This window comes from Paenibacillus sp. 1_12 (genome assembly GCF_900114475.1).
Lineage (GTDB): Bacteria > Bacillota > Bacilli > Paenibacillales > NBRC-103111 > Paenibacillus_S.
This window is the reverse complement of the sequence record NZ_FOTE01000015.1, coordinates 72,476-95,230: the sequence shown is the minus strand read 5'-3', so window position 1 is coordinate 95,230 and position 22,755 is coordinate 72,476. Positions and strand designations below refer to the sequence as shown.

The window sequence follows — 22,755 nt, the reverse complement described above, 5'->3', positions numbered from 1 at the left end:
AAGCAGCGGGTGCGATTCCGGCTTTTGACGTTTTCCCGCAATAGGATAAGCTTCAACTTTGTCAGCACTACGCGTAAGTTATTTTGTTCATATAGGTTAAAATTGGTGATTAAAACCTGAATATTCTGATTGTTCACGTTAACATAGATTATTTGACTGCACTTTGTTATACTTCTAGACGTAGGATAAGTCCATAACAAGCTGGAGGGTTCGCCATGAAATTGTCTGTTTTTACCGTAGTTACACCCGATTTGACACCGGAAGAGCTGGCTGCAGCCGCTAAGGAAGCAGGAATTGAAGGTATTGAATGGCGTTTTAAAGAAGTTCCACAGGATGCAAAAGATGAATCTCCCTCTTTTTGGCGCAACAATCTGTGTTCCATAGATCCATCAGCAAGCGATGCTGAGCTGGGGCGTTTTGCCAGTGCTGCACGAGATAACGGACTGCAAACCGTTAGCGTTACTCCTTACTTACAAGCTGGAGATCTGAAAAGTACCGAGCGTGTGCTGCAAGTAGCACAAAAGCTGGGTGCGAGTACGATTCGTGTTGGTGTTCCGAGTTATGATGGCAGCAAGCATTTTAATGAGCTGTTCCAATTGGCTAGTGAGTATTTGAAGGGCGTTGAGCCGCTCGCTAAGCAATATGGCATAAAATGTCTGGTTGAAACGCACCATAATACCATTACGGCGAGTGCTTCCGCGGCTTACCGACTCGTTAGCGGCTTCGATCCTGCCCATATAGGCGTCTTGTTTGATCCGGGTAATATGGTTCATGAGGGCTACGAGAATTTCCGTATGGGTATGGAGCTTCTGGGACCTTATTTGGCACATGTGCATATTAAAAATACAGGCTGGAAAAAAGCTGACCTGCGTGAAGACGGGAGCCAAGCTTGGACTTCGTATTGGGAGCCGAACCTGCAAGGTATCGTGAACTGGCGCCAGGTTTTAACTGATCTGAAGGCAGTTGGCTACGATGGCTACCTAGGAGTAGAGGATTTCAGCGGACTTTATGGTTCGAAGGAATTGTTGAAGAAATACGGCGAACAAACGCGTGAAATTTTGGCAACTATTTAAGTAGACTATATCAAGTACAAATAACCTTCCAAAACCACTGTTAAAGTGAGATTGGGGGGTTATTTGTTTTGATCTGCGTTCATATTGTTGTTCTAACAGATGGAATTGGAGATAATAGAAACGGCGAAGCTGTTTGCTACAGCTTTTCTATGCTGCTTCCGGAGTCTGCCGTTCTGAATTGGGTAATGTAGAGTAAGTATCAATATTACTTATGTATTTTGGAAAGAGGGGTTGCTTATGGTCAAAAGAGTAGCAGTCTCGTTCATCGTCTGTGGTGTACTGGCGGTCATCACAGCCTCTTGCAGTGGGTATAAGGATAAGCCTGCAGTATCACCTGCTCCTGATAAGACAAGTACTCACGAGTTTCGATCACCATCTACGGTCAAGCCTCAGCTCCCCGAATATGTGTGGCCGCTCACAGGTATTAAAGCAGCAGCAGTAAGTACAAATCGACCCTTCATGGTTATGGTTAATAATGCACCACAGGCAAGACCGCAGTCCGGTCTAAGCTATGCTGACGTATTATATGAAATACTGGCAGAGGGGGAAATCACCAGATTAGTAGCTGTATACCAAAGTAAACATTGGGACGGACCGATTGGTCCTGTTCGAAGCATTCGTCCCTATTATATAGATTTGGGAAAAATGATAGATGCGGTACCTGTTCATGCGGGAGGCAGTCCGGATGCGTATGCGGAATTATCCGAGCAAAAGCTCGAGCATATGGACGAGATTACGAATGCTGGCCCATTTTTTTGGCGGGATGCTAACCGTAAGGCACCACATAATTTATATACCAATCTGGAGCATCTCGAAGCCGGAACGAGAAAACTGGGAATTCGAGAGAGCAGCCGGAATCTAAGGGCACAGCCCGTATTCGTGACAGAAATGGTGGAAGCACATGAAAATCGTCTGACCCGGATCAACGTTACTTTTTTATTGGATAGTTACGTGGTTTCTTATCAGTATGATCCGGAAAGCCGACTGTATAAGCGCTTTATTAACGGTGCACCGCATTTGGATCTGTCTAACAATGAACAGCTATCAGCAACTAACGTAGTTGTCATCGGTGCCGAGCATATTACTTTGGATGCAGAGGGTCGTCGTAATATAGGTCTAATTGGCAGCGGCAAGGGATATCTGTTTCAGAGAGATAAGGTACAGTCCGTGAGGTGGGAGAGAGCAGATAAGCAGGATATCTTCCATTATTATCAAGAAAATCGGGAGATTGCGTATTATCCTGGAACAACTCATGTGTTAGTCGTTCCGAATAATCCCACATTTGAAGGACATATTCAGATCATTGGGCATAAAAAAAACTAAATGTCGCACAATAACTGTTGTGCGACATTTTTATGCAGATTAATGTACATTTTTGTCAAAATATTACTCAATAAAGTATAGTTCAAATGCCCTATCAAATCAACCATTTTGTTAATTTTTTGATATCTTGGATATGATCCTCTAAATATATTTTTATAAAAATTCGGTCAAACTTTCATGTACAAAATCGGGAGCTGCCTTTTTCAACTGTTCAACTGTATGTAAATAGCGTTGAGTTGTATTGATATGAGAATGTCCCAAATTCTCCTGTACCTGCTGCAAGGAAGCGCCATATAGTAGCGCTAAAGTAGCATTGGTATGTCGAAGCCAATGGGGTGTGAAGCTTTTACCTAGATCACATTGTCTGCTTGCTTGCTGGATAATACGTTCAATTTGTCTACCCGATAATGGGAAAAGCCTCTGATCATTTTTCTTATCCGACTTATCGGATTTGAGGTGCTGCAGTAATAGCTCCCATAATGGCTGAGGTACTTTGATCGTTCGCTGCTTACCACCTTTTCCATCCATGACTGTTAACCACATGGATGCCTCCATCGCGTCTTTACTAAAGTGGTTCCATTCGATAGAATTTAACTCAGATAAGCGCAGCCCCGTTAGAATAAAGGTTAATCCAATCAAATAATCCCGATCACTTTGCTTTTTTAATTGATTGAGCAAACTGCCAACCTCCTGCTTGGTCAGATAATGATTTTTACTGTTAACGGGAATCGAGGGCATCCGTACACATGATGTCGGATTCATTTTGAACAAAGCAATATTAGGATCACTTCCCCATTTATAAAGAGAACGAAGTGGCGCAAGAAAACTTGCAACCGTAGCGGAAGCCAGAGGTTTTTTGTTGTGACTATAGTAACCCCTCATCAGGCCGATTTTGTAAACTTCGATTTCCTGCCAGGTTACTTCGGATAAGGATTTACGGGAAACGAACTGTCGGAATCGCTCAATGGCCTGCTTATAATTGCGAATCGTATATTTAGAACGACTGCAAGTTGCTAAGAACATATCGATAATCTGATCGTCTGTGTAGGGTTCCTGTTGCTGTTCATAATGGGGTTTTGGGGATGTCGCACAACAGTTATTGTACGACATGACCGTAGGGAGCGTAATCCCCCACCAGTAGGAAATGTAAAACATCTTGTCGTATTTTGTCGGAGGGTGGTGCAAAATGTCAAATGCAATACATGTTGATGATTGATGAAATGAATCAACTGATGGACAGGGACAGCCATACCTACGACCACAGTGTCAGAGTTTCCTCATTGGCCAAAGTGATGGCACTCGGATTAAATCTGAATGAACGGCAAACCAATCACTTGGTAACAGGATGTTTTTTACATGATATCGGCAAGCTGCGTATTCCTATAGAGATCTTGAACAAAACATCCTCTTTGACGCCGAATGAATGGAATCTGATGAAGCTTCACCCGGGCGTAGGGACGGAACTATTGCATGAGTATCAATACCTGGATAAAGAGATCATAGAAATTGTCCATTTTCATCATGAGCGTTGGGATGGAGAGGGCTATCCCAATGGCCTAAGCGGGCGGGATATTCCGGAATTTGCCCGAATTTGCGCGATAATCGATGCGTTTGATTGTATGGTCTCCAATCGTCCGTATCGAAAAGGATTGTCAGTCGGAGAAGCAACGAAGCAGCTTCTAACGAATGCCGGTCAGCAATTCGATGAGAATTATGTACGTATTTTTATCAAGCTGTTTAATTTGTAGGCCTTTGAGTTCCCGCAATGATCCTAAATAAAATTCAGCCGGAGTTGACAAGATGAGTATCCTTTTACAAGAGCAGTATATTGAAATCGTGCTAGGCAAGGCACATTATGCACTAGCCACTCAAGAAGTGGACAAGATCATCAAAATGCAGACAATATTCGACGTCCCTGATGACAATTCCTATTTACGAGGATTTATATATATACGTGATAAAGCAATACCAGTTATCAGCTTGCGAGGCCTGTTTGGTATGACGGATGAGGTTTGCACCTCGGCTACACGTATTATTATTCATAAGTATCGTAGAGAATCAATAGGCTTTATCGTCGATCAAGTAAACAAAGTATCGGTCTATGAAGACATACAGCCAGTACGGGATCATGTAGACTCTGTCAAAAGGGCTTATTGTAAGGGTATGACGAATCGGGATGGCGTGTTGGTAGGGATATTGAACATGAACGAGATTGTCACACAAGCTTAAATGTATGCTGTTCAGTACTTTGAGTTGTCAACCCCCTGAACATTAAAATTTTCTTATCTGATTCTAATAGAGTGATTGAAAGCCAGAAGTAGCAAGGGTACATGGAGCCCTTGGTAGATGCTGGCTTTTTTTTGCGTGTTATACTCGTTGCAAGACAGGGTACAGCCCCCTAAGAATTCAAATTCTTGTTAAACAGGAGGAACACAAATGAAAATTCTAAATAAACAGCAAATCGGTAAAACATTAATCGCCACGACAGTGAGCTTATCCATGTTATTCTCAGTTTCCGCCATTATTCCATCCCATACAGCTTACGCGTACAGCTCATCCAAAGCCAATTCTATTATTGCTACAGGTAAAAAATATATGGGTGTTCCTTATAAATTTGGTGCCACATCAGGTCAGACCCGAAATTTCGATTGTTCAACATTTACGCAATATGTATTTGCCAAATACGGAATTGATCTTCCACGTACAAGCCAGCAGCAGTCAAAAGTAGGTACTTATGTACCTAAAAGCCAGCTGAAGCCGGGTGACCTCGTTTTCTTTTATTCTCCTATCCATCATGTGGGGATTTATATCGGCAACGGCAAAATTTTGCATACGTACGGGAAGCCGGGAGTTACCATCTCGGACATGAACAACGCCTTCTGGTCATCTAAATATAAAACGGCACGCAGAGTCCTTTAGGTTGGACAAGCTGTCGACAATCAACTCTCCTCCGAGCTTGAATCGGGGGAGTTTTTTGTTTGTGTATCGTTACTGTGCGGTACATGTGCATCGTATCGTAGAGGCAGCTTCACGGTCACTTGAGTTCCGGCACCAATCGAGCTTGTAATGGTAACGGTGCCCTTATGAAGCCGGACGATATTGCGGGCAATTGCCAGCCCCAAGCCGCTGCCGCCGGTTTCACGGCTTCTCGCTTGATCGACACGGTAAAAACGATCAAAGAGACGGGGGATTTCCGTTGGCTCGACACCGATACCTTGATCTATGACACGCAGGATAATGATATCCTCATCGCGTTGATCCTTGAACAACTGAATACGAATTGGCTTTTGGCTGTATTTGATTGCATTATCGAGCAAAATAATGAGCAGCTGCTTGATTTGCCCCGGATCTCCATACAGGGAAATTATCGACGGATTATCCACGTGAACCGATCTATGAAATGTCTGCTGAAGCGTTGCGGCTGTAGTCCGTACAAGCTCGGTCAAGTCAAAGGTTTGCCAAAGCTTTTGACCCTCGGCTTCCGTATTGGCAAGTGATAATAGTGATTGAGTCAAATTGCGCAGTCGGGCGGCTTCAGATTGAATGGCTTCGATTGCTTCTTCACGAAGGGCAGTATCGCTGCCACCCCATCGTTTTAAAAGATCGGCATAGCTTTCGATAATGGTCAGAGGTGTTTTCAACTCATGGGACGCGTCGGCTAGAAACTGCTTTTGGCGATTAAAATTGTGCTCCAGCTTGCCGATCATCGTATTGAAGGTTTGGACCAATTGTCCAAGCTCATCATGGTGCCCATAAGGAGGAATCGCCATTTGCATGAATACGCCATTTTGCTGGTTGACCTCCATAATAAACGCAAGACGATGAATCGGCCGCAAAATGACCCTCGTATAATACATCCCGCTCATCAACGCAAAGAAGGCAGCACCAAGTGTCGTAAACATAAGTACGGTAACAAGAACACGCAAATATTCATCCAGTGTATCCAGTTTACGACCAATCTGGAGTGCGCCTAAGGTGATGTTATTTTCGTCAATAATAGGAGTTTGAATATAGACGATCAAGGTATTGGCCGTTTTTATCTTTTTGGCAAAGCCGCGGGCGCTGAACACCGCAGGTATTTGCGTCAGCTCATCCTGTGAATGCAAATCAGCATGGATCTGTGAATTCGTATCGATAATTCGGATCATGGACTGCGGCGACAGAAAAGGTCGCAGCCAGCTTACACGATTCCAACGATCAGGGCTGTACAGGCCAGGCTGTGACATAATGGGCTGTGCAGCCTCCCACAACAAGCGGATTTCATTGGTGGTTGTCATGTTGACGACGGTGATGTAGGTTATCACATTGAATAACAACAGAACCAACAGCAAGGAGAAGGCGATCAACAGCGTAATTTTCGTTCGTAGTTTCACTTAGGGTTCTCTCCATCTTTGACCAGATAACCAACACCGCGAAGCGTATGAATCAGCTTAGTGGGATAACCTTGATCAATCTTCTGCCTTAAGTACCGAATATAGACATCCACTACGTTGGTATCTCCGATAAATTCATATCCCCATACCTGTGACAATATTTGTTCGCGCGACATCACTTCCCCAGGTCGGCTTGCCAAATAATAAAGCAGATCGAATTCTTTGGTCGTAAGCTCAATGGCTTGTGACTCACGTTTCACCTGTCGGGTACGTATATTCATGCTTAAGCCGTCGATTTGAATCTCATCTTGCTGCCCCCCACTACCTGGACCATCAACAGTCTGTGATTGAAGGTTGGTTGCTGACATCCGCAGCAGGTTGCGAATACGCGCCAGCAGCTCTTCGATGGCAAAAGGCTTTGTCATATAGTCATTCGCTCCTTGATCCAGACCACTGACACGGTCAGGAACGGTATCCCTTGCGGTTAACAGGATAATCGGTATCTGACTTCCCTGCTGGCGAATGCGTCGGAGTACCTCAAGTCCGTTAAGCTTGGGGAGCATAATATCCAGCAAAATAAGGTCCCACTCTTGCTCGAGTGCAGCATCCAGCCCATCCCTGCCATTTTTGGCGCAATGCACGGTGTAGCCTTCATGCTCGAGCTCGAGCTGAAGTACCCGTGCAATTTTATTCTCATCCTCAATGACCAAAATGCTGTGCTTCAAGCTGTTCACCCGCCCATGCTTGGTATATATCGCACATGTAGTATGCGGTTTGATAGCAAAAAATATGAAGGGCTGTTTGCGAATGGCTGCATGTCATTCAGGTTCAAGTTGCGCTGCTCCAAAAGGAAAGAAATATCCGGTAAAAAACACTTGAAACATCATATGAATTATAATATATTAAATATACATCATATGAATTAGTGCCAAAAATGAAGAACTGCAGGTGATCCTGATGAACAAAAAGCTAACGTATGAAACCGTATACGATGAAATCAAACGGAACATCAAGGAAGGTCACTGGAAGCAGGGGGAGCAGCTGCCACCACTGGAGCAGTTATCCGCAGAGCTGGGGGTAGGCATTTCATCGGTTCGTGAAGCTGTACGTATTCTCGGCAAGCAAAAGATTTTGCGAATTGAGCAGGGCCGCGGTACGTACGTGGAAAGTGAGCTGACGGAAACACCGGAGGATCGGTTGGATTTTCTAGAGCGGGCGACTATGCTGCAGCTCACGGAAGCACGATTGATCATAGAGCCGGAGCTTGCGGCGATGGCTGCTGAGAAAGCGACATTGGAGGAAGCGGAAGCCATCATGGCGACTGCTGAGACGATGAAGCGCAAGGTGGAAAAGAAACGTGATTTTTTGAAGGAAGATATGGAATTTCACGATCAAATTGCCAAAGCCTCGCACAACGAGATTATGTACCATATGCTGGACCGGATGAGTGATTTATTAGTGGACAGCCGGCGCAAATCGATGAAATGGCAAGGAATGAATGAGAAAGCGTCTTCCTATCATTATTTAATCGCCCAGGCGATTGTACAACGAAATCCGACGCAGGCTCGTGCTTTGATGAAGTGCCATTTAGAAGATATGCTATTTGAATTTCATAAGGGAGAGATTAAAGATGAAAATTAAATCCATGGAATTGTTTAAAGTGCCGCCACGGTGGTTGTTTCTGAAAATTACGACCGATGACGGGATCGTTGGCTGGGGAGAACCAGTCGTTGAGGGCAAGGCAGATACGGTGCGCACAGCAGTAGAAGAAATGAGCGAGTATCTGATCGGCAAAGATCCGGGAAATATTGAAGACTTGTGGCAGGTGCTGTATCGTGGCGGCTTTTACAGAGGCGGTCCGATTCTGAGCAGCGCGATTTCGGGAATCGAGCAAGCGCTATGGGATATTAAAGGGAAAAAGCTTGGCGTACCCGTCTACGACCTGCTTGGCGGCCCTGTTCGGGATAAGATGCGGGTGTATGCATGGATTGGCGGCGACAAGCCTTCCGACGTAGCTGAAGCAGCCAAGGAGAAAATTGCTCAGGGCTATACAGCTATTAAAATGAATGGGACCTCGGAGATGGAATGGATCGATTCACCAGCCAAAATTGAAGAAGCGGTGGAACGTCTGGCTGCTGTGCGTGCTGCTATTGGCAATAGCAATGGAATTGGTGTCGACCTTCACGGCCGCGTACATAAGACCATGGCTAAGGTACTGATCAAGGAGATGGAGCCGTTCAAGCCTATGTTCATTGAAGAGCCGGTATTAGCTGAAAACTATGAAGTTATTCATGAAATTACCAAAGGTTCCAGCGTTCCTATTGCCACAGGTGAACGGATGTATACACGCTGGGATTTCAAACGTTTGCTCACGCATGGCGGCGTCGATATTATCCAGCCTGACTTGAGTCATGCTGGCGGTATTTGGGAGGTTCGCAAAATCGCGGCGATGGCGGAAGCTTTTGATGTTGCCGTTGCCCCGCATTGTCCACTGGGGCCAATTGCTTTGGCATCCTCCTTACAGCTGGACTTCTGCACTCCGAATGCTTTTATCCAGGAGCAAAGCTTGGGCATTCATTACAACCAAGGCTCCGACCTACTCGATTACCTGGTCGATCCGGGCGTATTCGATTATGAAGGCGGCTTTGTGAAGAGACTGACCAAACCAGGTCTTGGGATTGAAATTGATGAGGCGAAGGTACGTGAAATGGCTGCTATCGGCCATCAATGGCGTAATCCGGTATGGCGTAATGAGGATGGCGTTGTAACAGAATGGTAGTATAAAACGACTGACAGAGCTGTGCATATTGCCGACAGCTCTGTTTTTTTATTGTTTTGGAGCTAGTTAATCTGTCCACGGCATAGATATTCTCGCATTCATGCTTAACGAAGGGTACGCAAGCATTCAACTATTGTACCTATAGCCTGCTCGATAGCTGAATCCTTTACATTAGAAACATTCAGCCTCAAGATCGGCGCCTTGGGGTAGTGGGGTAAATAGTTTTTATCGATTGCTTCGATGATAATGGAATGAGGCTTTAGCTTAGCCGCAAGCTTGGATACGGAAACCGAGCTATTTAGCACCACATGGGTATGGAAACACGGTTGCTTGGTCCGGTTAAAGGTAAACAAATCTGGATACAGATCGCTATACCGCTGTAGGGAATCAGCCAGCAGTCGGGCCCGCTGTTCATAGGAAGAGCTGATGTATTGCTTATGCCTTTCGAACATGCCGCTTTTCAGATAAATTTCAAGAGCTCCCTGTGATAGCATGGAGCTGTCGATATCCAGCAGCCGCTTATATCGGTTGAACAAATCCGACAATACTTCGGGAATAACGGCAACACCGATGCGCAGGCCAGGGAAAATGATTTTGGAATAGCTTTTCAAATAAATAACATGATCCGTGGTATCATAAGCAAATAAAGGATCAACCTTGCTGTCCAGCTCAAAATCAGCTAAAAAATCATCCTCGACGATATACACATCGTATTTGCGTGCCAGCTCAACGATAGCGAGCTTGTCTTCCTTGCTATAGGAGCACCCAAGCGGATTCTGGAATCGAGGCATCGTATAGAAGAATTTAATATCTGCCGTGCGAAAAAGTTGCTCCAGCTCCTGCAGATCAATGCCTTGCGCGGTTCTTTTGATGCCGATTACCGGGATTTGATGGGTTGTCAGATGCTCAATAAACAAATGATAGCTGGGTTGTTCGATCAAAACCGTCTGCTTTCGATTTGGAAAGGGTAGAGAAGTCAAGATGGATAAGGCTTGTTGAACTCCAGAGACGATGAAGAGTCGACTTAGACTTGTAAATACCTGATAATTCGCCAACTGCTTCTGAATAACCTGGATGAGTGAGGGCAGGCCCTTGGATGTTCCGTATACGAATAGATCGTTTTTGTACGTATCGATAGCTTTATTAATACAATGTTGGAAGTCTATATAAGGGAATATTTCCGAGTCCGGAGAAGCTCCTGCGAAGTCTGTCAGAGCAGGCTCCTCCGTATGCTCACTCAACGTGCGCTTTACTACATAATAACCGCTCTTGGGCACCGAATAAATTTGATGTCGCTTCTCAAGCTCCCCTATCGCTTTGATGACGGTGCTTTTGCTGTAGCCGTATTGCTCTGACAAAGATCGGATGGATGGGAGCTTATCACCTTCTTTATACGGATGACTTTTGATCATTTGCTCCAATTCATTCAGCAGTAGCCCGTATTTTAGCATGTTCTCATTCCTCCGTAGCTATCTGTATCGGTACAGATGGTTGTTTTGATCATTGTAGCACAGCTGATTTCAGGTTACTATGAGACCATAACGGCCGATAAATCCAATGTACCGCATGCGTACAGAGAGAAGAATGCAAAATGAATAACAAACCGAATCGATTGGCTTATTTAGCTGCGGTTCTTTATGCCAGCATCATTGGCTGCTCCTATTTATTTGTTAAATTGGCACTGGAGTCCGCACAACCGGTAGATTTGCTGGCACACCGCTTTACGATATCGTTCGCGGCAGCTTCGATTCCTGTCCTATTCGGCTGGATTCGACTGAACATTAAACTTAAGGAGGTCGTTGCCATTTTACCCTTGGTTGCGATCTATCCAGTACTGTTCTTTACGTTTCAAACTTATGGATTGGTCGATACGTCCTCTTCAGAGGCAGGAATTATACAGGCAACCGTACCCATGATTACGCTGGTTATGGCGATGTACTGGTTGAAGGAACGCCCAAGCTTACGCCAGAAGCTGTCAACTCTGCTATCGGTAGCCGGCGTCGCTTATTTGTTTATATCCAAAGGGATACATTGGCAATCCGTTGGGTTTCAGGGGAACCTGTTGATATTGGCATCTGCTATTTCTTTGGCCGGCTATGGGGTACTTGCTAGAAAACTGCTGCGAAATATTAGTGCAGTGAGTATCACCTATACGATGACGGTTATCGGCTTTGTGTTCTTTAATAGTATGAATATCGTGCGCCATGCGGGAAATGGCTCATTGGGGCATTATTTCGACCCTTTTATGAACCTATGGTTTGTTGGAGCCATTCTATATCTGGGTGTTATGGCTTCATTGGTCTCTTCGTTTTTGTCCAACTACACGTTGTCGAAGATGGAGGCTTCCAAAATGAGTGTTTTTAACAATGTATCTACACTCGTTACGGTGACGACCGGGATTATTTTTTTGCAGGAGCAGTTGACCCAAGATACGATAATCGGAGGGGCAGCCATCATTGCCGGAGTGATCGGCGCCAATTGGAGACGCGCGGCAAAGCACACTGCTGCAACTAAAGTTTCTATATAGCCTCTCGGTGGTAATCAATAGAAACAACGGATTCAGCGTGGAAAAGGGGCTGCATGTATGCAAGAGCCAAGTCGTATCAAATCTTCTAACCGTTTGGTAAAAACGGAACACTTACCGTTCAGCTACAGATGGAAAGGCATTGTCGGCTTACTGCTGTTAGCGGTTGTACTTTTATTTATATTCTTGGCGCTCAAAATACCGAACAAGGTCCAAGCCGTTGGCATTGGAACAAAGCTTCCGGAGCATCTTAATTTGACTTGGCAGCATGATCCGAAGACAACCCAAAGCTTTACTTGGCGTACCGCTCAGGGACGGGTGGGAACCGTTGTGGAGTATGTGAAAACGTCTGAGTACGTCGGCTTTCCTTCAGAAGGCGCACAGCAAATTGCAGGAACTGAGGTGCCGTTCTTGTCTGACGTTGGTGAAATGTTGATTCATGAGGCGGAGGCCGTAGATTTGCAGCCGGGTGTTTCTTATACGTACCGTGTGGGAAGCGGTAAAAATGGGGAATGGAGCGGTCCGCATCAATTTGTAACGGATTCGAATGGGATGCAGCCATTTACTTTTCTATTTGTGTCCGATACACAGGCAGCAGCCGATCCATCGAACGTTAGCGGCTATGGTGTATGGGGCGAGATGCTGAATAAGGCGCTTATTCAACAGCCGGATGCACGCTTTCTGCTGCTTTCCGGTGACATTGTTGATCTTGGTTACTCGCAGGCGCATTGGGAGAACTGGTTCGAAGCGGCCAAAGATAAGCTGCCTGGGCTTAATATGGTGCCCACGCTTGGCAATCACGATGTGCTGAAAACCGGAACGAAAAATTTTCGTGCCCAGTTCCAGCTGCCACAAAATGGTCCCGTTGGTGAGAAGGAGCTGGCATACTCTTTTGATTATGGTTCTGTGCATGTGGCCGTGCTCAACAGTGAAGGTAATTTATCTGAGCAGGCTGCTTGGCTTCGTGAGGATATGAAGGCGAGTGAGATGCCTTGGAAAATTGTTGCCTTCCATCGTTCGCCTTACCAGAGTCACGCAGCACGTGCCAGTCTTGATGTGAGAGATGCATGGACACCGATCTTTGACGAAGCAGGTGTCGATCTTGTGCTAACAGGCCATGATCATGCATATATGCGCAGCTGGCCTTTGTATAAGGGCCAGAATGTAGCAGAAGGAGAAGGTACCACCTATGTAATTGGAGGTACGGCTGGACCAAAGTTTTACGATATGGGTGACTATCCATGGATGAAGGTGAAGTTTGATGATAATACGCAAATTTTCTCCGCCGTCACGGTAGCCAAAGAAGCCTTGACGTTTCGTGTGACGACTCGTGAAGGCAATAGTGTAGACGCGTTCACAATCCATAAGCCTGTTCCAGGTCAGCGCTATATGGATGTGACACCCTCACACTGGGCCTACACTACAATTGACAACTTAAGTCATGAAGGTATTGTGGATGGTGTGGAGCCGCAGCGCTTTCGACCGAGCCGGGAGACAACGAGAGCTGAATTTACCTCTATGCTGGCAAAAGCTCTCCACTTGCCAAAGGGTCCTGCTTCCACAAGCTTTAGCGATGTTCAGCCGGGCGATTGGTTTCAAGCTGTTGTAGCTTCTGTTGTGAAGGCCGGCTTGATACAGGGCAGCGATTTAAATCATTTTGCTCCTAATGAACGGTTGACCCGTCAAGAGCTGGCTGTACTACTCGTGCGTGCGTATGATTGGCAGACGAAGGTGGTGCGTCCGGGTACGAGTGTAAATACTCAGCTTACAGCCTTTACTGATCATAACCAGGTATCAAGCTGGGCTGCTGCTTCGATCGAAACGGCGCTTGAGCTCAAGCTGCTGTCAGGTCGTTCTGAAAATATTTTTGCTCCTAAGGAATTCGCAACGCGTGCCGAAACCGCTAAGGCTTTAGACAATTTACTAAGCTTGTTCCACCAAGGTAAATAACAAATCATACAATGATTGCCCCATTAAACCCTAAAAGCCATCCCTTATCATCTTAAGGGATGGCTTTTAAGCTCCAAAGAGAGCTTTTCCGAGTAAAGAAAAGATCGGTTTTTTGAAAGGTTTGAATAAAAAGTGAGATTATTAACCATTTAAATCTTATTTGAAACAAGCAAACTGTTTCATTGATCTGAGACAAGGTTATATATATATGTAGAACTAAGTTATACTTAAGTAGCAATGATAACGTAACTCAAACAATAAGGGGACCCATTATGAGCATCGCAATTGTTGACGATAACCCGGTAAATTTGATGGTAATCGAGAAAATATTAAAAAGTGCGGGGTACGAGCATTTTATTAAGATGGAGTCAGCAATAGAATTGCTGGCGGTATTGAACGCAGAATCAGATGGTCGGCCCAAGGTTTCTATAGATTTGATATTACTGGACATGATGATGCCGGAAATGGACGGACTGGAAGCTTGTCGACGTATTCAGAAGCAGGAAAGCTTGCGTGATATCCCGATTATCATTGTTACGGCGGTTGGCGATTCGAACCTGCTTGCCGATGTTCTTGAAGCCGGAGCGATCGATTACATCATGAAACCGATCAATAAGGTCGAACTGATTGCGCGAATTCGGGTAGCGCTGCGTCTGAAATTTGAGAAGGACTGGCATAAAGAAAATGAAGCGCGTATACGCAGCGAGCTTGATTTGGCTAAGCAGGTACAGAGCAGCGTGCTAAGCCAGCCGATTCATAGAGACGAGTTGAGTATTTCGGCATCCTATCATCCTTCTTTTGAGCTTGCTGGAGATCTATATTCTTGGTATCGGCTAGATGATAACCGTTATGGCATTATTTTGCTGGACATGATGGGCCACGGCATTTCCTCATCGCTCGTTTGTATGTTTATTTCCTCCGTTATGCAGGACACGATTACCCGTTTTGTCGCTCCTGAGATGGTTATTGCTGAACTCAATCGGTATATGAATCAGTTGAATAAGAAGAATTCGTCCGTAAGCTACTATTTTACGGCTATTTATTTAGTAATCGATACCCATAACAAAACTATCGAGTACGTAAATGCCGGACACCCGCCAGCTTTGTTGTTTGAAGGAGACAAACCTCCTGTTCAGCTCAGTCTTGGCAGCTTTGCGGTCGGTTTTTTTGAGCAGATGGACATTCAAAAGGGTGTACTCACCTATGACAACGAAATTGAGCTGTTCCTGTTTACGGATGGGCTGCTGGAAGCGCTGGAAGAAGAAGGCCTTGATGAGATTGAGAAGCTGACGGAAGGGTTGAAGGCATGTTCGGGAAAGGATTTGGCTTCTATCGTTGACAAGCTGCTGCCGCTGGAAATTCGCGATGAGCAGGAAGATGATATTTGCATGGTGCTGGTTCGCGCGAGATAACCGGTATATGGACAAGGTTGGCAGGGGGAAAGGTGAAGCGCATGATGAAAATCAAAACAAAACTATTTCTGGGTTTCGGAATATTGATGCTGCTAATGTTTGCTTTGGCAGGAATCGGTATTAACCGATTAACAACATTGGATCAGAGCATGAATGAAATATTCAGTAACCGTTACGCGAAGGTGCAAATAGCATCGACGCTGCGCAATGATACGGCGACGTTAGCCAAGTATGTGGCCAACTTGCTTTTGAGTGAGGATCCGGCCGCCAACGCCAAAATCATCGAATCGATTCGTACCTCTTCCCTTAATGTCAACAAATCGATGGAACAGATTCAGAATTTGTTTAAAGGGCCAAACGAGCAGCAAGTGGCTTTGGATATGATGAAAAGAGGTAAGCAGTTCCTAGATTACAAAAATGATGTTGTTAACTTAATCCGCGCTAATAAAAAGGAACAGGCGAATAATTTACGAACTGAAGATGGCTTGATCTATCAGCAGGATTTTATGGACAGTATCGCGGCAGCGAGTCAATATCAGAATGACGCCTTGATCCAAGCTATGGAAAGCGCGCAGGAAGAAAGTCGCAAAACCTATATGTACACAGGCTTGCTAACCATTCTCAGCTTGCTGCTAAGTGTGGCTATTATGTTCTGGATCGTCCTTGGAATTACACGGGGTCTTAGCATGCTTTCGAGTATCATTTCTAATTTCGGCAAAGGCGGAAGCACGGGCTCGTATCGGGTAGCGGTGAAAACAACGGATGAGTTCGGGGATATTGCCCGTATTTTCAATACGATTACGGATGATCTGGAAGGCAAGACTCATAATGAGCGTACACTGAGCAAGCTGAACGCGGAACGTGCTTGGCTTCAAACGAATATCGCTGACGTGTCCACTCAATTGCAGGATACACAGCGGCTGGAGGAAGCATCAGAGAAATTTATCGATGCTTTATGCCGTATTATTGGAGCTCAGAGCGGAGCCATGTATATTGTGGAGCAGGAGGGCAATGAGTGCAATATGGTGTTAAAAGGCTCCTATGCCATTCCTGAGCACCATATTGTAGAGCAAGTCAAGTCAGGTCAAGGCTTGTTGGGACAAGCTGTCAAAGACGGACAACCAATAACACTTAGCAATGTTTCCCCCGATTATATTAAAATTTCTTCTGCCTTTGGTACCATTCCTACCGTAACGCTTGCCGTTCGACCCGTTACTCATGCTGATCAGGTTATTGGGGTTTATGAGATCGCTGCCGTCAAACCATGGAGTGAGCTTGAATTACAGCTATTGGATCATTTAAACGAGGTTGCAGCAATTACGATTCATCGGATAAAAGGCCAGCTTCGAGTGGAGGAGCTTTTACGAATTTCGCAAATGCTGACCGATGAGCTGCAAAATCAATCGATGGAGCTGCTCTCTCAGCAAGAAGAGCTGCAAGCATCCAACTGTAAGCTGGAGCAGCAGACGAAAGCGCTGCAGTTGTCCGAAAAGCAGCTGCAGCAGCAGCAGCGGGATTTGGAGCATAGCAATGATGAGCTGAGGAAGAAAACAACGCTGTTAGAAGAACAGATACAGGAAACGGAAGAAATTAACCGCCAAATTGAACATGCCCGGGATACGCTGGAAAAGCAGGCACGAGAGCTGGCATTTTCCTCCAAATATAAATCGGAATTTATGGCCAATATGTCGCACGAGCTCCGTACGCCGCTGAACAGCTTACTTATTTTATCGCAGCTGCTGAAAGAGAACAAGGACGGGAATTTGAGCGAAAAGCAAGTGGAGTATGCCGAAACGATCCTTTCTTCTGGAACCGATTTATTAAGACTTATTGATGAAGTGTTGGATCTGGCTAAGGTAGAGGCAGGACATATGGATATTCAGTACGATAACATACTCGTGTCGGATTTAAAGGAAAACTTAATGAAAGCCTTTATGCCGGTATCTACCAAGAAAGATGTGGAATTTTATTTTGAAGTAGATAAGCAAACACCTAAGCATATGTATACAGACAGTATGAGGCTTCTGCAGATTTTGAAAAACCTGCTGTCCAATGCGTTCAAATTTACGAGTAAGGGCAGCGTTAGCGTGCATATTGCTCCTGTGGAAAAGGATGCTTCGATGTTAGCCTTCTCGGTTACGGATACTGGTATTGGAATCCCTACTGAAAAACGCCGTATGATTTTCGAAGCGTTCCAGCAGGCCGATGGCACCACCAGTCGAAAGTATGGTGGCACCGGATTAGGCTTATCGATCAGTAAGCAGCTGGCCAATCTGCTTGGAGGAACGATTGAATTGGATAGTACAGAAGGGATTGGCAGCCAATTTACCTTATATGTGCCTCATCATGCGAAACAGAGTCATGAAACCGTGGAAACGGGGTATAGAGAAGTAGCTGCGGCTTCAGAATTGGAAGCATTTTTCACTGAATCGCGGCAAGATTCTCCTGATCATGTCATTACGTTATCCATGCCTCTACCTGTGCAAGAGCAGCTGCGATCTGATAAAAAAGAGCAAATACAAACAGCGAATATGCTGCCATTGGATGATAGGGATTCTATAAGTGGAGATGACCGTATATTACTGCTCGTGGAGGATGACACCCATTTTGTCAGTATTCTGGCCGACATGGCTCGTGAGCGCGGCTTCAAGGTACTGATTGCACTTGATGGAGATTCAGGACTTCGTTTAGCGAAGCAGTATAAGCCTGATGCGATTCTTCTTGATATACAGCTTCCAATCATTGACGGATGGTCGATTCTCGTACAGCTGAAAAACGATACGGAAATGCGACATATTCCAATTCATGTGATTTCGGTCGTCGATGAAGTTCAGCAGGGGCTTGCAATGGGTGCGATTGCCTATTTGCAGAAACCGTCTGGCAAGGATCGTCTGGAGGAAGCTTTTGCCCAGATTGAGGCTTTTCTGGAGAAAGGACCGCGAAAGCTGCTCATTGTCAGCAAGGATTCGGTTCAGCGTCACAATATGATGGAACTTATTGGTCACGATGACGTACATATTGTAGCTGCAGATGGCGGTCAGGAAGCTTGGCAATGTTTGCAGCAGGAGTCTTTTGATTGTATGGTCATTGATATGGGGCCTGAAGATTTAAAAGAATTTGAGCTTTTGGATCAAATCAAATCGGCCGCAGAGCTTCGCGGTCTGCCTATTGTGATTTATACCCATCAGGTATGGGAGCAAAAGGAGAAGCTAAGGTTGAAAAAGTATGCGGAATCCATCATCATAAAAGATGTAAGGTCGCCAGAACGATTATTGGATGAAACCTCACTTTTTTTACATCGGGTTGAGGACAATCTTCCGGAGGAAAAAAGGCAGATTCTGCGCAAGCTGCACAGCAAGGAAGAGATATTTACTGGTAAAAAGGTGCTGATCGTGGATGACGATATCCGCAATGTGTTTGCACTTTCGAATTTGCTAGAGGGCTATGACATGATCGTTAATTTTGCAGAAACCGGTAAGCAAGCCCTAGATCGGTTGAGTGCGGAATCGGATTATGACATCGTGCTGATGGATATCATGATGCCTGAAATGGACGGCTATGAGGCGATGCGCCAAATCCGTAAACAGCCAGGCTTCGAATTATTGCCAATCATTGCATTGACCGCCAAAGCGATGAAGGATGATCGTGAAAAATGTATCCAGGCAGGTGCCTCCGATTATATTACGAAACCGATTCATACGGAGCAGCTCCTCTCATTAATTCGCGTTTGGTTATGTCAATAAGGAAGCTAAGCAATTCATCATAGAAGTATGTACAGAAGAAAGGGGTAAATGCCATTGCACAAGCTAAGACAGTCACCTGGTGTGACCGAACTTCGCGGGTTTTCGGATGAAGAACGGGAGAAGGTAGAAATTCAGCTGCTGCTAGAGGGTATGTTTCGATTATACGGTTACGATTTTCGCAATTACTCCTATCCTTCACTTAGACGCCGAATATGGAACAGGGTTTATGCAGAGCGGCTGCAATCTGTATCCGAGCTTCAGGCCAAGGTACTTCATGATCATGATAGTATGAAAAGACTCGTATCGGAGTTAGTTATTCATGTAACAGAAATGTTTCGCGATCCGCGTATGTTTGCTTATTTCCGAAAGCATGTCGTACCGATTCTGCGCGAACTGCCATCCATTCGAATTTGGCATGCCGGCTGTTCATCGGGGGAAGAAGTATATTCGATGGCGATTCTTTTACATGAAGAAGGGCTGTATGATCGGACAACCTTATATGCAACCGATATGAGTGAGGATGTATTGGAATATGCGCAAGCAGGGACGTATCCCCTCAACAAAATGCGGGAGTATACGAAAAACTATATTTTAGCTGGCGGCAAAAATGAATTTTCCAAATATTACTCAACCAATGACAATGCGGCATCCTTCCATTCTGTGCTGCACAATAATATTGTGTTTGCCCAGCATAATCTCGTTACTGACCGTTCATTTAATGAATTCCACGTGGTACTGTGCCGTAACGTGATGATCTATTTTAATGCGGAATTACAGACAAGAGTGCATGAGCTTATATATGAGAGCTTGTGTAAATCTGGATTTCTCGTTTTGGGCGACAAAGAAACGATTACCTTTACCAAATATTCAGCTTGCTATGAATTAATGAACCCGCAGGAAAAGCTGTATTGCAAAAGGGAATGAACGGCCAGCAGCAGACTAAAAGATTGGAGCAGCGACTATGATAGAGCCGATTCGTATTTTGCTGGTAGACGACCAGACGGAAAATTTACTGGCTTTGGAAGCGGTGCTGGGAGACCAGCAATATCTTTTGGTCAAAGCCAACTCGGGGGAAGCAGCACTTCGTTGTCTGCTTTCCGATGATTTTGCTGTCATTGTTCTGGATGTGCAAATGCCAGGGATGGACGGGTTTGAAACCGCCCAATGGATTAAATCCCGGGAAAGGACCAAGGATATACCGATTATTTTTGTAACAGCCGCTTATGGGGAGCGGGATCAATCCTTCACCGCGTATTCGGTAGGTGCAATTGATTATATGGTGAAGCCTGTGATACCTCACGTATTAAGGTCCAAAATCGCCGGTTTTGTCCATATTTATTTGACCCAGCAAAAGCTGCAGCAGCAGACAGCGCTTTTAAACGAACGCAATGAAGAGCTGGAGCTTGCCAAAGAAGCCGCTGAGCAGGCTGTTCGAGCTAAATCAGAATTTTTGGCTGTTATGAGTCATGAGATCCGTACGCCATTGAATGGTGTGCTGGCTATGGCTGATTTATTGATGGACACGGAGCTGAATACAGAGCAGCTGGAGCTTGCTGAGACGATCCGTAAGAGCGGCGCCTCCTTGTTGGCTATTTTAAATGATATATTGGACCTGTCGAAGATTGAATCCGGCAAAATGGAAAAAAGCGAGGAGCTGTTCCACCTACGCTCCAGCTTACAGGAAGTGTTCGACTTGTTTCAGCTGGATGGACGTAAAAAGTTTTTTGATATGGCCTTTGAAGTGGATGCCAACCTTCCGGAATATCTTCTTGGTGACGAAGCCAGATTAAAGCAGATTTTAATGAACTTAATCGGGAACGCTGTAAAGTTTACCACAGAAGGCGGTGTTTATCTGAGAGTGTCCATGCTTAAAACCTATGATGAGGAATTAGAGCTGGAATTTTGTGTTAAGGATACGGGTGTTGGCATACCAGAGGGAAAAAGAAGTGAGCTGTTTCGCCCTTTCTCACAGCTGGATTCCTCGACGACGAGAAAATATGGAGGAACTGGTCTCGGATTAGCCATATGCAAAAACCTGGCTGAACTGCTGGGCGGCACAATTCGTCTGGATCCTGATTACACAAATGGAGCTTTATTCATTTTTACGATCCGTGTCAAGGTAGGCGGAGTGGACAGTTTAAGCCGATAAGCAAAAATAAGGCAGCAGCAGCTTGGCCATTCTGGCAGGGCTGTTTTTTTTTGCTTCTGAACCCAATGTTTCAATGATTTCCTCATCGTTTAATAAAGATTAGGAGATCATATGGGATAGATGAAACTAACGAGAGGTCTGGTGATAAGGAATGGGCAAGAGGGAATGTGTGGCAATGTTACTTTCCGGAGGGGAGGGACGCAGACTTGGCGTATTGACCCATCACAAAGCAAAGCCTGCTGTTCATTTTGGCGGGGCGGCTCGAATGATCGACTATGCATTAAGCAATTGCAGAAATTCCGGCGTGCAGCACATCGGTGTTGTGACTCAATATCGGCCGGAGGCTTTGCATCAACATATTGGTGAAGGCACTGCATGGCTTGCTGACAAAGAGCAAGGAGAAGTGGCTTTGCTGTGCTCGACCCAGAAGCATGTGGGCAAGGATGGATTTACTGGGACTGCTGATGCGGTCTATCAAAATTGGCATTTTATCGAACGGCACCAACCGGAATACGTAATTGTATTGTCTGGTGATCATATATATAAAATGGATTACAGTAAGCTGTTAAAGCAGCACAAGGACACGAAAGCTATGGCGACGATTGCTGTTACTGCCGTTCCCTGGGCTGAAGCCAGCCGCTTTGGAATTATGAATACGGATGAGCATGGACGTATTACCGAATTTATGGAAAAGCCGGACAAGCCTGCTAGTAATTTGGCTTCGATGGGTATTTATGTATTCGATACGGCTTTCTTACGACAATATCTGAAGCAGGATGCAGCAATGAGCGTATCCAGTCATGATTTTGGTAAGGATGTGATTCCGGCGATGCTGAAGAGCGGAGCCAGACTGAATGCTTTTGCCTTTGACGGGTATTGGAAGGATGTGGGTACCTTGGATAGTTTGTGGGAAGCACACATGGATTTGCTTGGCGAAGCCCCTAAGTTTTCTGTGCATTCACAAGCTTGGCCTTTGCATACAATTATTCAAGAAGAGCCCCGAATATTTCGGGAGACAACAGGTATGATTCGTCACTCTATGGTGTATGATAATTGCAGTATACAAGGAATGGTCGAGCGCTCCGTCGTATCAGCGGGAGCCAAGATTGGTCAAGGAAGCCGAATTTACGACAGTGTGATCATGCCAGGTGCTGTGATCGGCCAAGGGGTAACCTTACACAAAGCAATTATTGGTGAAAATGCAATTATTCATGATGGCGTTAGTCTTGGAATTCCTAATAGTAATGGTGTTTCCGTAATAGGCGATAAAGAAGTCATTTATGGTAATGGTGAAAAAATGCCCAAGATCTACATTCCAGCCAATAAGCTGCTTGTAGAAATGATTGGATAATATATTAAACAGTAGGAAGAGCAAAACTCGGAAGATGCAAAACCGATGTTGCTTATAAAAGTTGACATGCAATGTTGA

Annotated in this window: 19 protein-coding genes; 15 read left to right on the top strand and 4 right to left on the bottom strand. The window is 45.2% G+C overall.

Going from position 1 to position 22,755, the window contains the following annotated elements; translation table 11 throughout:
* The first annotated feature begins 215 nt into the window (after window positions 1-215).
* From BM210_RS25710 to BM210_RS25705, 3 genes are all read left to right on the top strand, one after another.
* Window positions 216-1,073 (top strand): sugar phosphate isomerase/epimerase family protein, encoded by an 858-nt coding sequence (locus tag BM210_RS25710; protein ID WP_091174967.1) that lies wholly within the window; start codon window positions 216-218, stop codon window positions 1,071-1,073.
* 68 nt (window positions 1,074-1,141) lie between these two features.
* Complete coding sequence (locus BM210_RS35805; protein ID WP_256224029.1) at window positions 1,142-1,264, top strand: hypothetical protein; 123 nt, start codon at window positions 1,142-1,144, stop codon at window positions 1,262-1,264.
* Between the two features lie 46 nt (window positions 1,265-1,310).
* The gene (locus BM210_RS25705) at window positions 1,311-2,396 is read left to right on the top strand and encodes a DUF3048 domain-containing protein (RefSeq protein WP_091174966.1); all 1,086 of its coding nucleotides are present in this window, start codon (window positions 1,311-1,313) and stop codon (window positions 2,394-2,396) included.
* 153 nt (window positions 2,397-2,549) lie between these two features.
* Here BM210_RS25705 and BM210_RS25700 read toward each other — a convergent pair whose 3' ends face one another.
* Window positions 2,550-3,419, bottom strand: a complete 870-nt coding sequence (locus BM210_RS25700; protein ID WP_256224027.1) for a tyrosine-type recombinase/integrase — start codon at window positions 3,417-3,419, stop codon at window positions 2,550-2,552.
* Between the two features lie 170 nt (window positions 3,420-3,589).
* Here BM210_RS25700 and BM210_RS25695 point away from each other — a divergent pair, with 170 nt between their 5' ends.
* From BM210_RS25695 to BM210_RS25685, 3 genes are all read left to right on the top strand, one after another.
* Entirely contained in the window at window positions 3,590-4,144 is a 555-nt protein-coding gene (locus BM210_RS25695) for an HD-GYP domain-containing protein (RefSeq protein ID WP_256224026.1), read from the top strand.
* 52 nt (window positions 4,145-4,196) lie between these two features.
* Entirely contained in the window at window positions 4,197-4,625 is a 429-nt protein-coding gene (locus BM210_RS25690; protein WP_091174963.1) for a chemotaxis protein CheW, read from the top strand.
* Window positions 4,626-4,832: 207 nt separating this feature from the next.
* Window positions 4,833-5,315, top strand: a complete 483-nt coding sequence (locus BM210_RS25685) for a C40 family peptidase (RefSeq protein ID WP_091174962.1) — start codon at window positions 4,833-4,835, stop codon at window positions 5,313-5,315.
* Between the two features lie 20 nt (window positions 5,316-5,335).
* On the opposite strand, the gene BM210_RS25680 is transcribed toward BM210_RS25685, so the two are convergent.
* Window positions 5,336-6,769 carry a HAMP domain-containing sensor histidine kinase gene (locus BM210_RS25680; protein ID WP_091174960.1) on the bottom strand — a complete coding sequence of 478 codons (1,434 nt, stop codon included), beginning with the start codon at window positions 6,767-6,769 and terminating at the stop codon, window positions 5,336-5,338.
* Window positions 6,766-7,494: a response regulator transcription factor gene (locus tag BM210_RS25675; protein WP_091174959.1), complete on the bottom strand. Its 729-nt coding sequence runs from the start codon at window positions 7,492-7,494 to the stop codon at window positions 6,766-6,768. The genes BM210_RS25680 and BM210_RS25675 overlap by 4 nt, the downstream gene beginning before the upstream one ends.
* A gap of 232 nt (window positions 7,495-7,726) precedes the next feature.
* Here BM210_RS25675 and BM210_RS25670 point away from each other — a divergent pair, with 232 nt between their 5' ends.
* On the top strand, window positions 7,727-8,410 hold the full coding sequence (locus tag BM210_RS25670) for a FadR/GntR family transcriptional regulator (RefSeq protein WP_091174957.1): 684 nt from the start codon (window positions 7,727-7,729) through the stop codon (window positions 8,408-8,410).
* On the top strand, window positions 8,400-9,548 hold the full coding sequence (gene dgoD, locus BM210_RS25665) for a galactonate dehydratase (RefSeq protein WP_091174956.1): 1,149 nt from the start codon (window positions 8,400-8,402) through the stop codon (window positions 9,546-9,548). The genes BM210_RS25670 and dgoD overlap by 11 nt, the downstream gene beginning before the upstream one ends.
* Before the next feature lie 104 nt (window positions 9,549-9,652).
* Here dgoD and BM210_RS25660 read toward each other — a convergent pair whose 3' ends face one another.
* A complete protein-coding gene (locus BM210_RS25660) occupies window positions 9,653-10,999 on the bottom strand; it encodes an aminotransferase-like domain-containing protein (RefSeq protein ID WP_091174954.1) in 1,347 nt (448 codons plus the stop codon).
* Window positions 11,000-11,139: 140 nt separating this feature from the next.
* Between BM210_RS25660 and BM210_RS25655 the strand changes: the two genes are divergently transcribed.
* The 7 genes from BM210_RS25655 to BM210_RS25625 all read left to right on the top strand — a co-directional run bounded on the left by BM210_RS25655 (window position 11,140) and on the right by BM210_RS25625 (window position 22,677).
* Window positions 11,140-12,075, top strand: coding sequence for a DMT family transporter (locus tag BM210_RS25655; RefSeq protein ID WP_091174953.1), 936 nt, complete (start codon window positions 11,140-11,142; stop codon window positions 12,073-12,075).
* A 57-nt stretch (window positions 12,076-12,132) separates the two neighbouring features.
* Window positions 12,133-14,022 carry an S-layer homology domain-containing protein gene (locus BM210_RS25650; protein WP_091174952.1) on the top strand — a complete coding sequence of 630 codons (1,890 nt, stop codon included), beginning with the start codon at window positions 12,133-12,135 and terminating at the stop codon, window positions 14,020-14,022.
* Between the two features lie 272 nt (window positions 14,023-14,294).
* Window positions 14,295-15,434: a PP2C family protein-serine/threonine phosphatase gene (locus BM210_RS25645; protein WP_091174950.1), complete on the top strand. Its 1,140-nt coding sequence runs from the start codon at window positions 14,295-14,297 to the stop codon at window positions 15,432-15,434.
* Window positions 15,435-15,475: 41 nt separating this feature from the next.
* The gene (locus BM210_RS25640; protein WP_256224023.1) at window positions 15,476-19,177 is read left to right on the top strand and encodes a response regulator; all 3,702 of its coding nucleotides are present in this window, start codon (window positions 15,476-15,478) and stop codon (window positions 19,175-19,177) included.
* Window positions 19,178-19,231: 54 nt separating this feature from the next.
* The gene (locus BM210_RS25635) at window positions 19,232-20,101 is read left to right on the top strand and encodes a CheR family methyltransferase (protein ID WP_256224021.1); all 870 of its coding nucleotides are present in this window, start codon (window positions 19,232-19,234) and stop codon (window positions 20,099-20,101) included.
* Between the two features lie 37 nt (window positions 20,102-20,138).
* On the top strand, window positions 20,139-21,326 hold the full coding sequence (locus BM210_RS25630; RefSeq protein ID WP_091174947.1) for an ATP-binding protein: 1,188 nt from the start codon (window positions 20,139-20,141) through the stop codon (window positions 21,324-21,326).
* A 169-nt stretch (window positions 21,327-21,495) separates the two neighbouring features.
* Entirely contained in the window at window positions 21,496-22,677 is a 1,182-nt protein-coding gene (locus BM210_RS25625) for a glucose-1-phosphate adenylyltransferase (protein WP_256224020.1), read from the top strand.
* Window positions 22,678-22,755 lie beyond the last annotated feature (78 nt).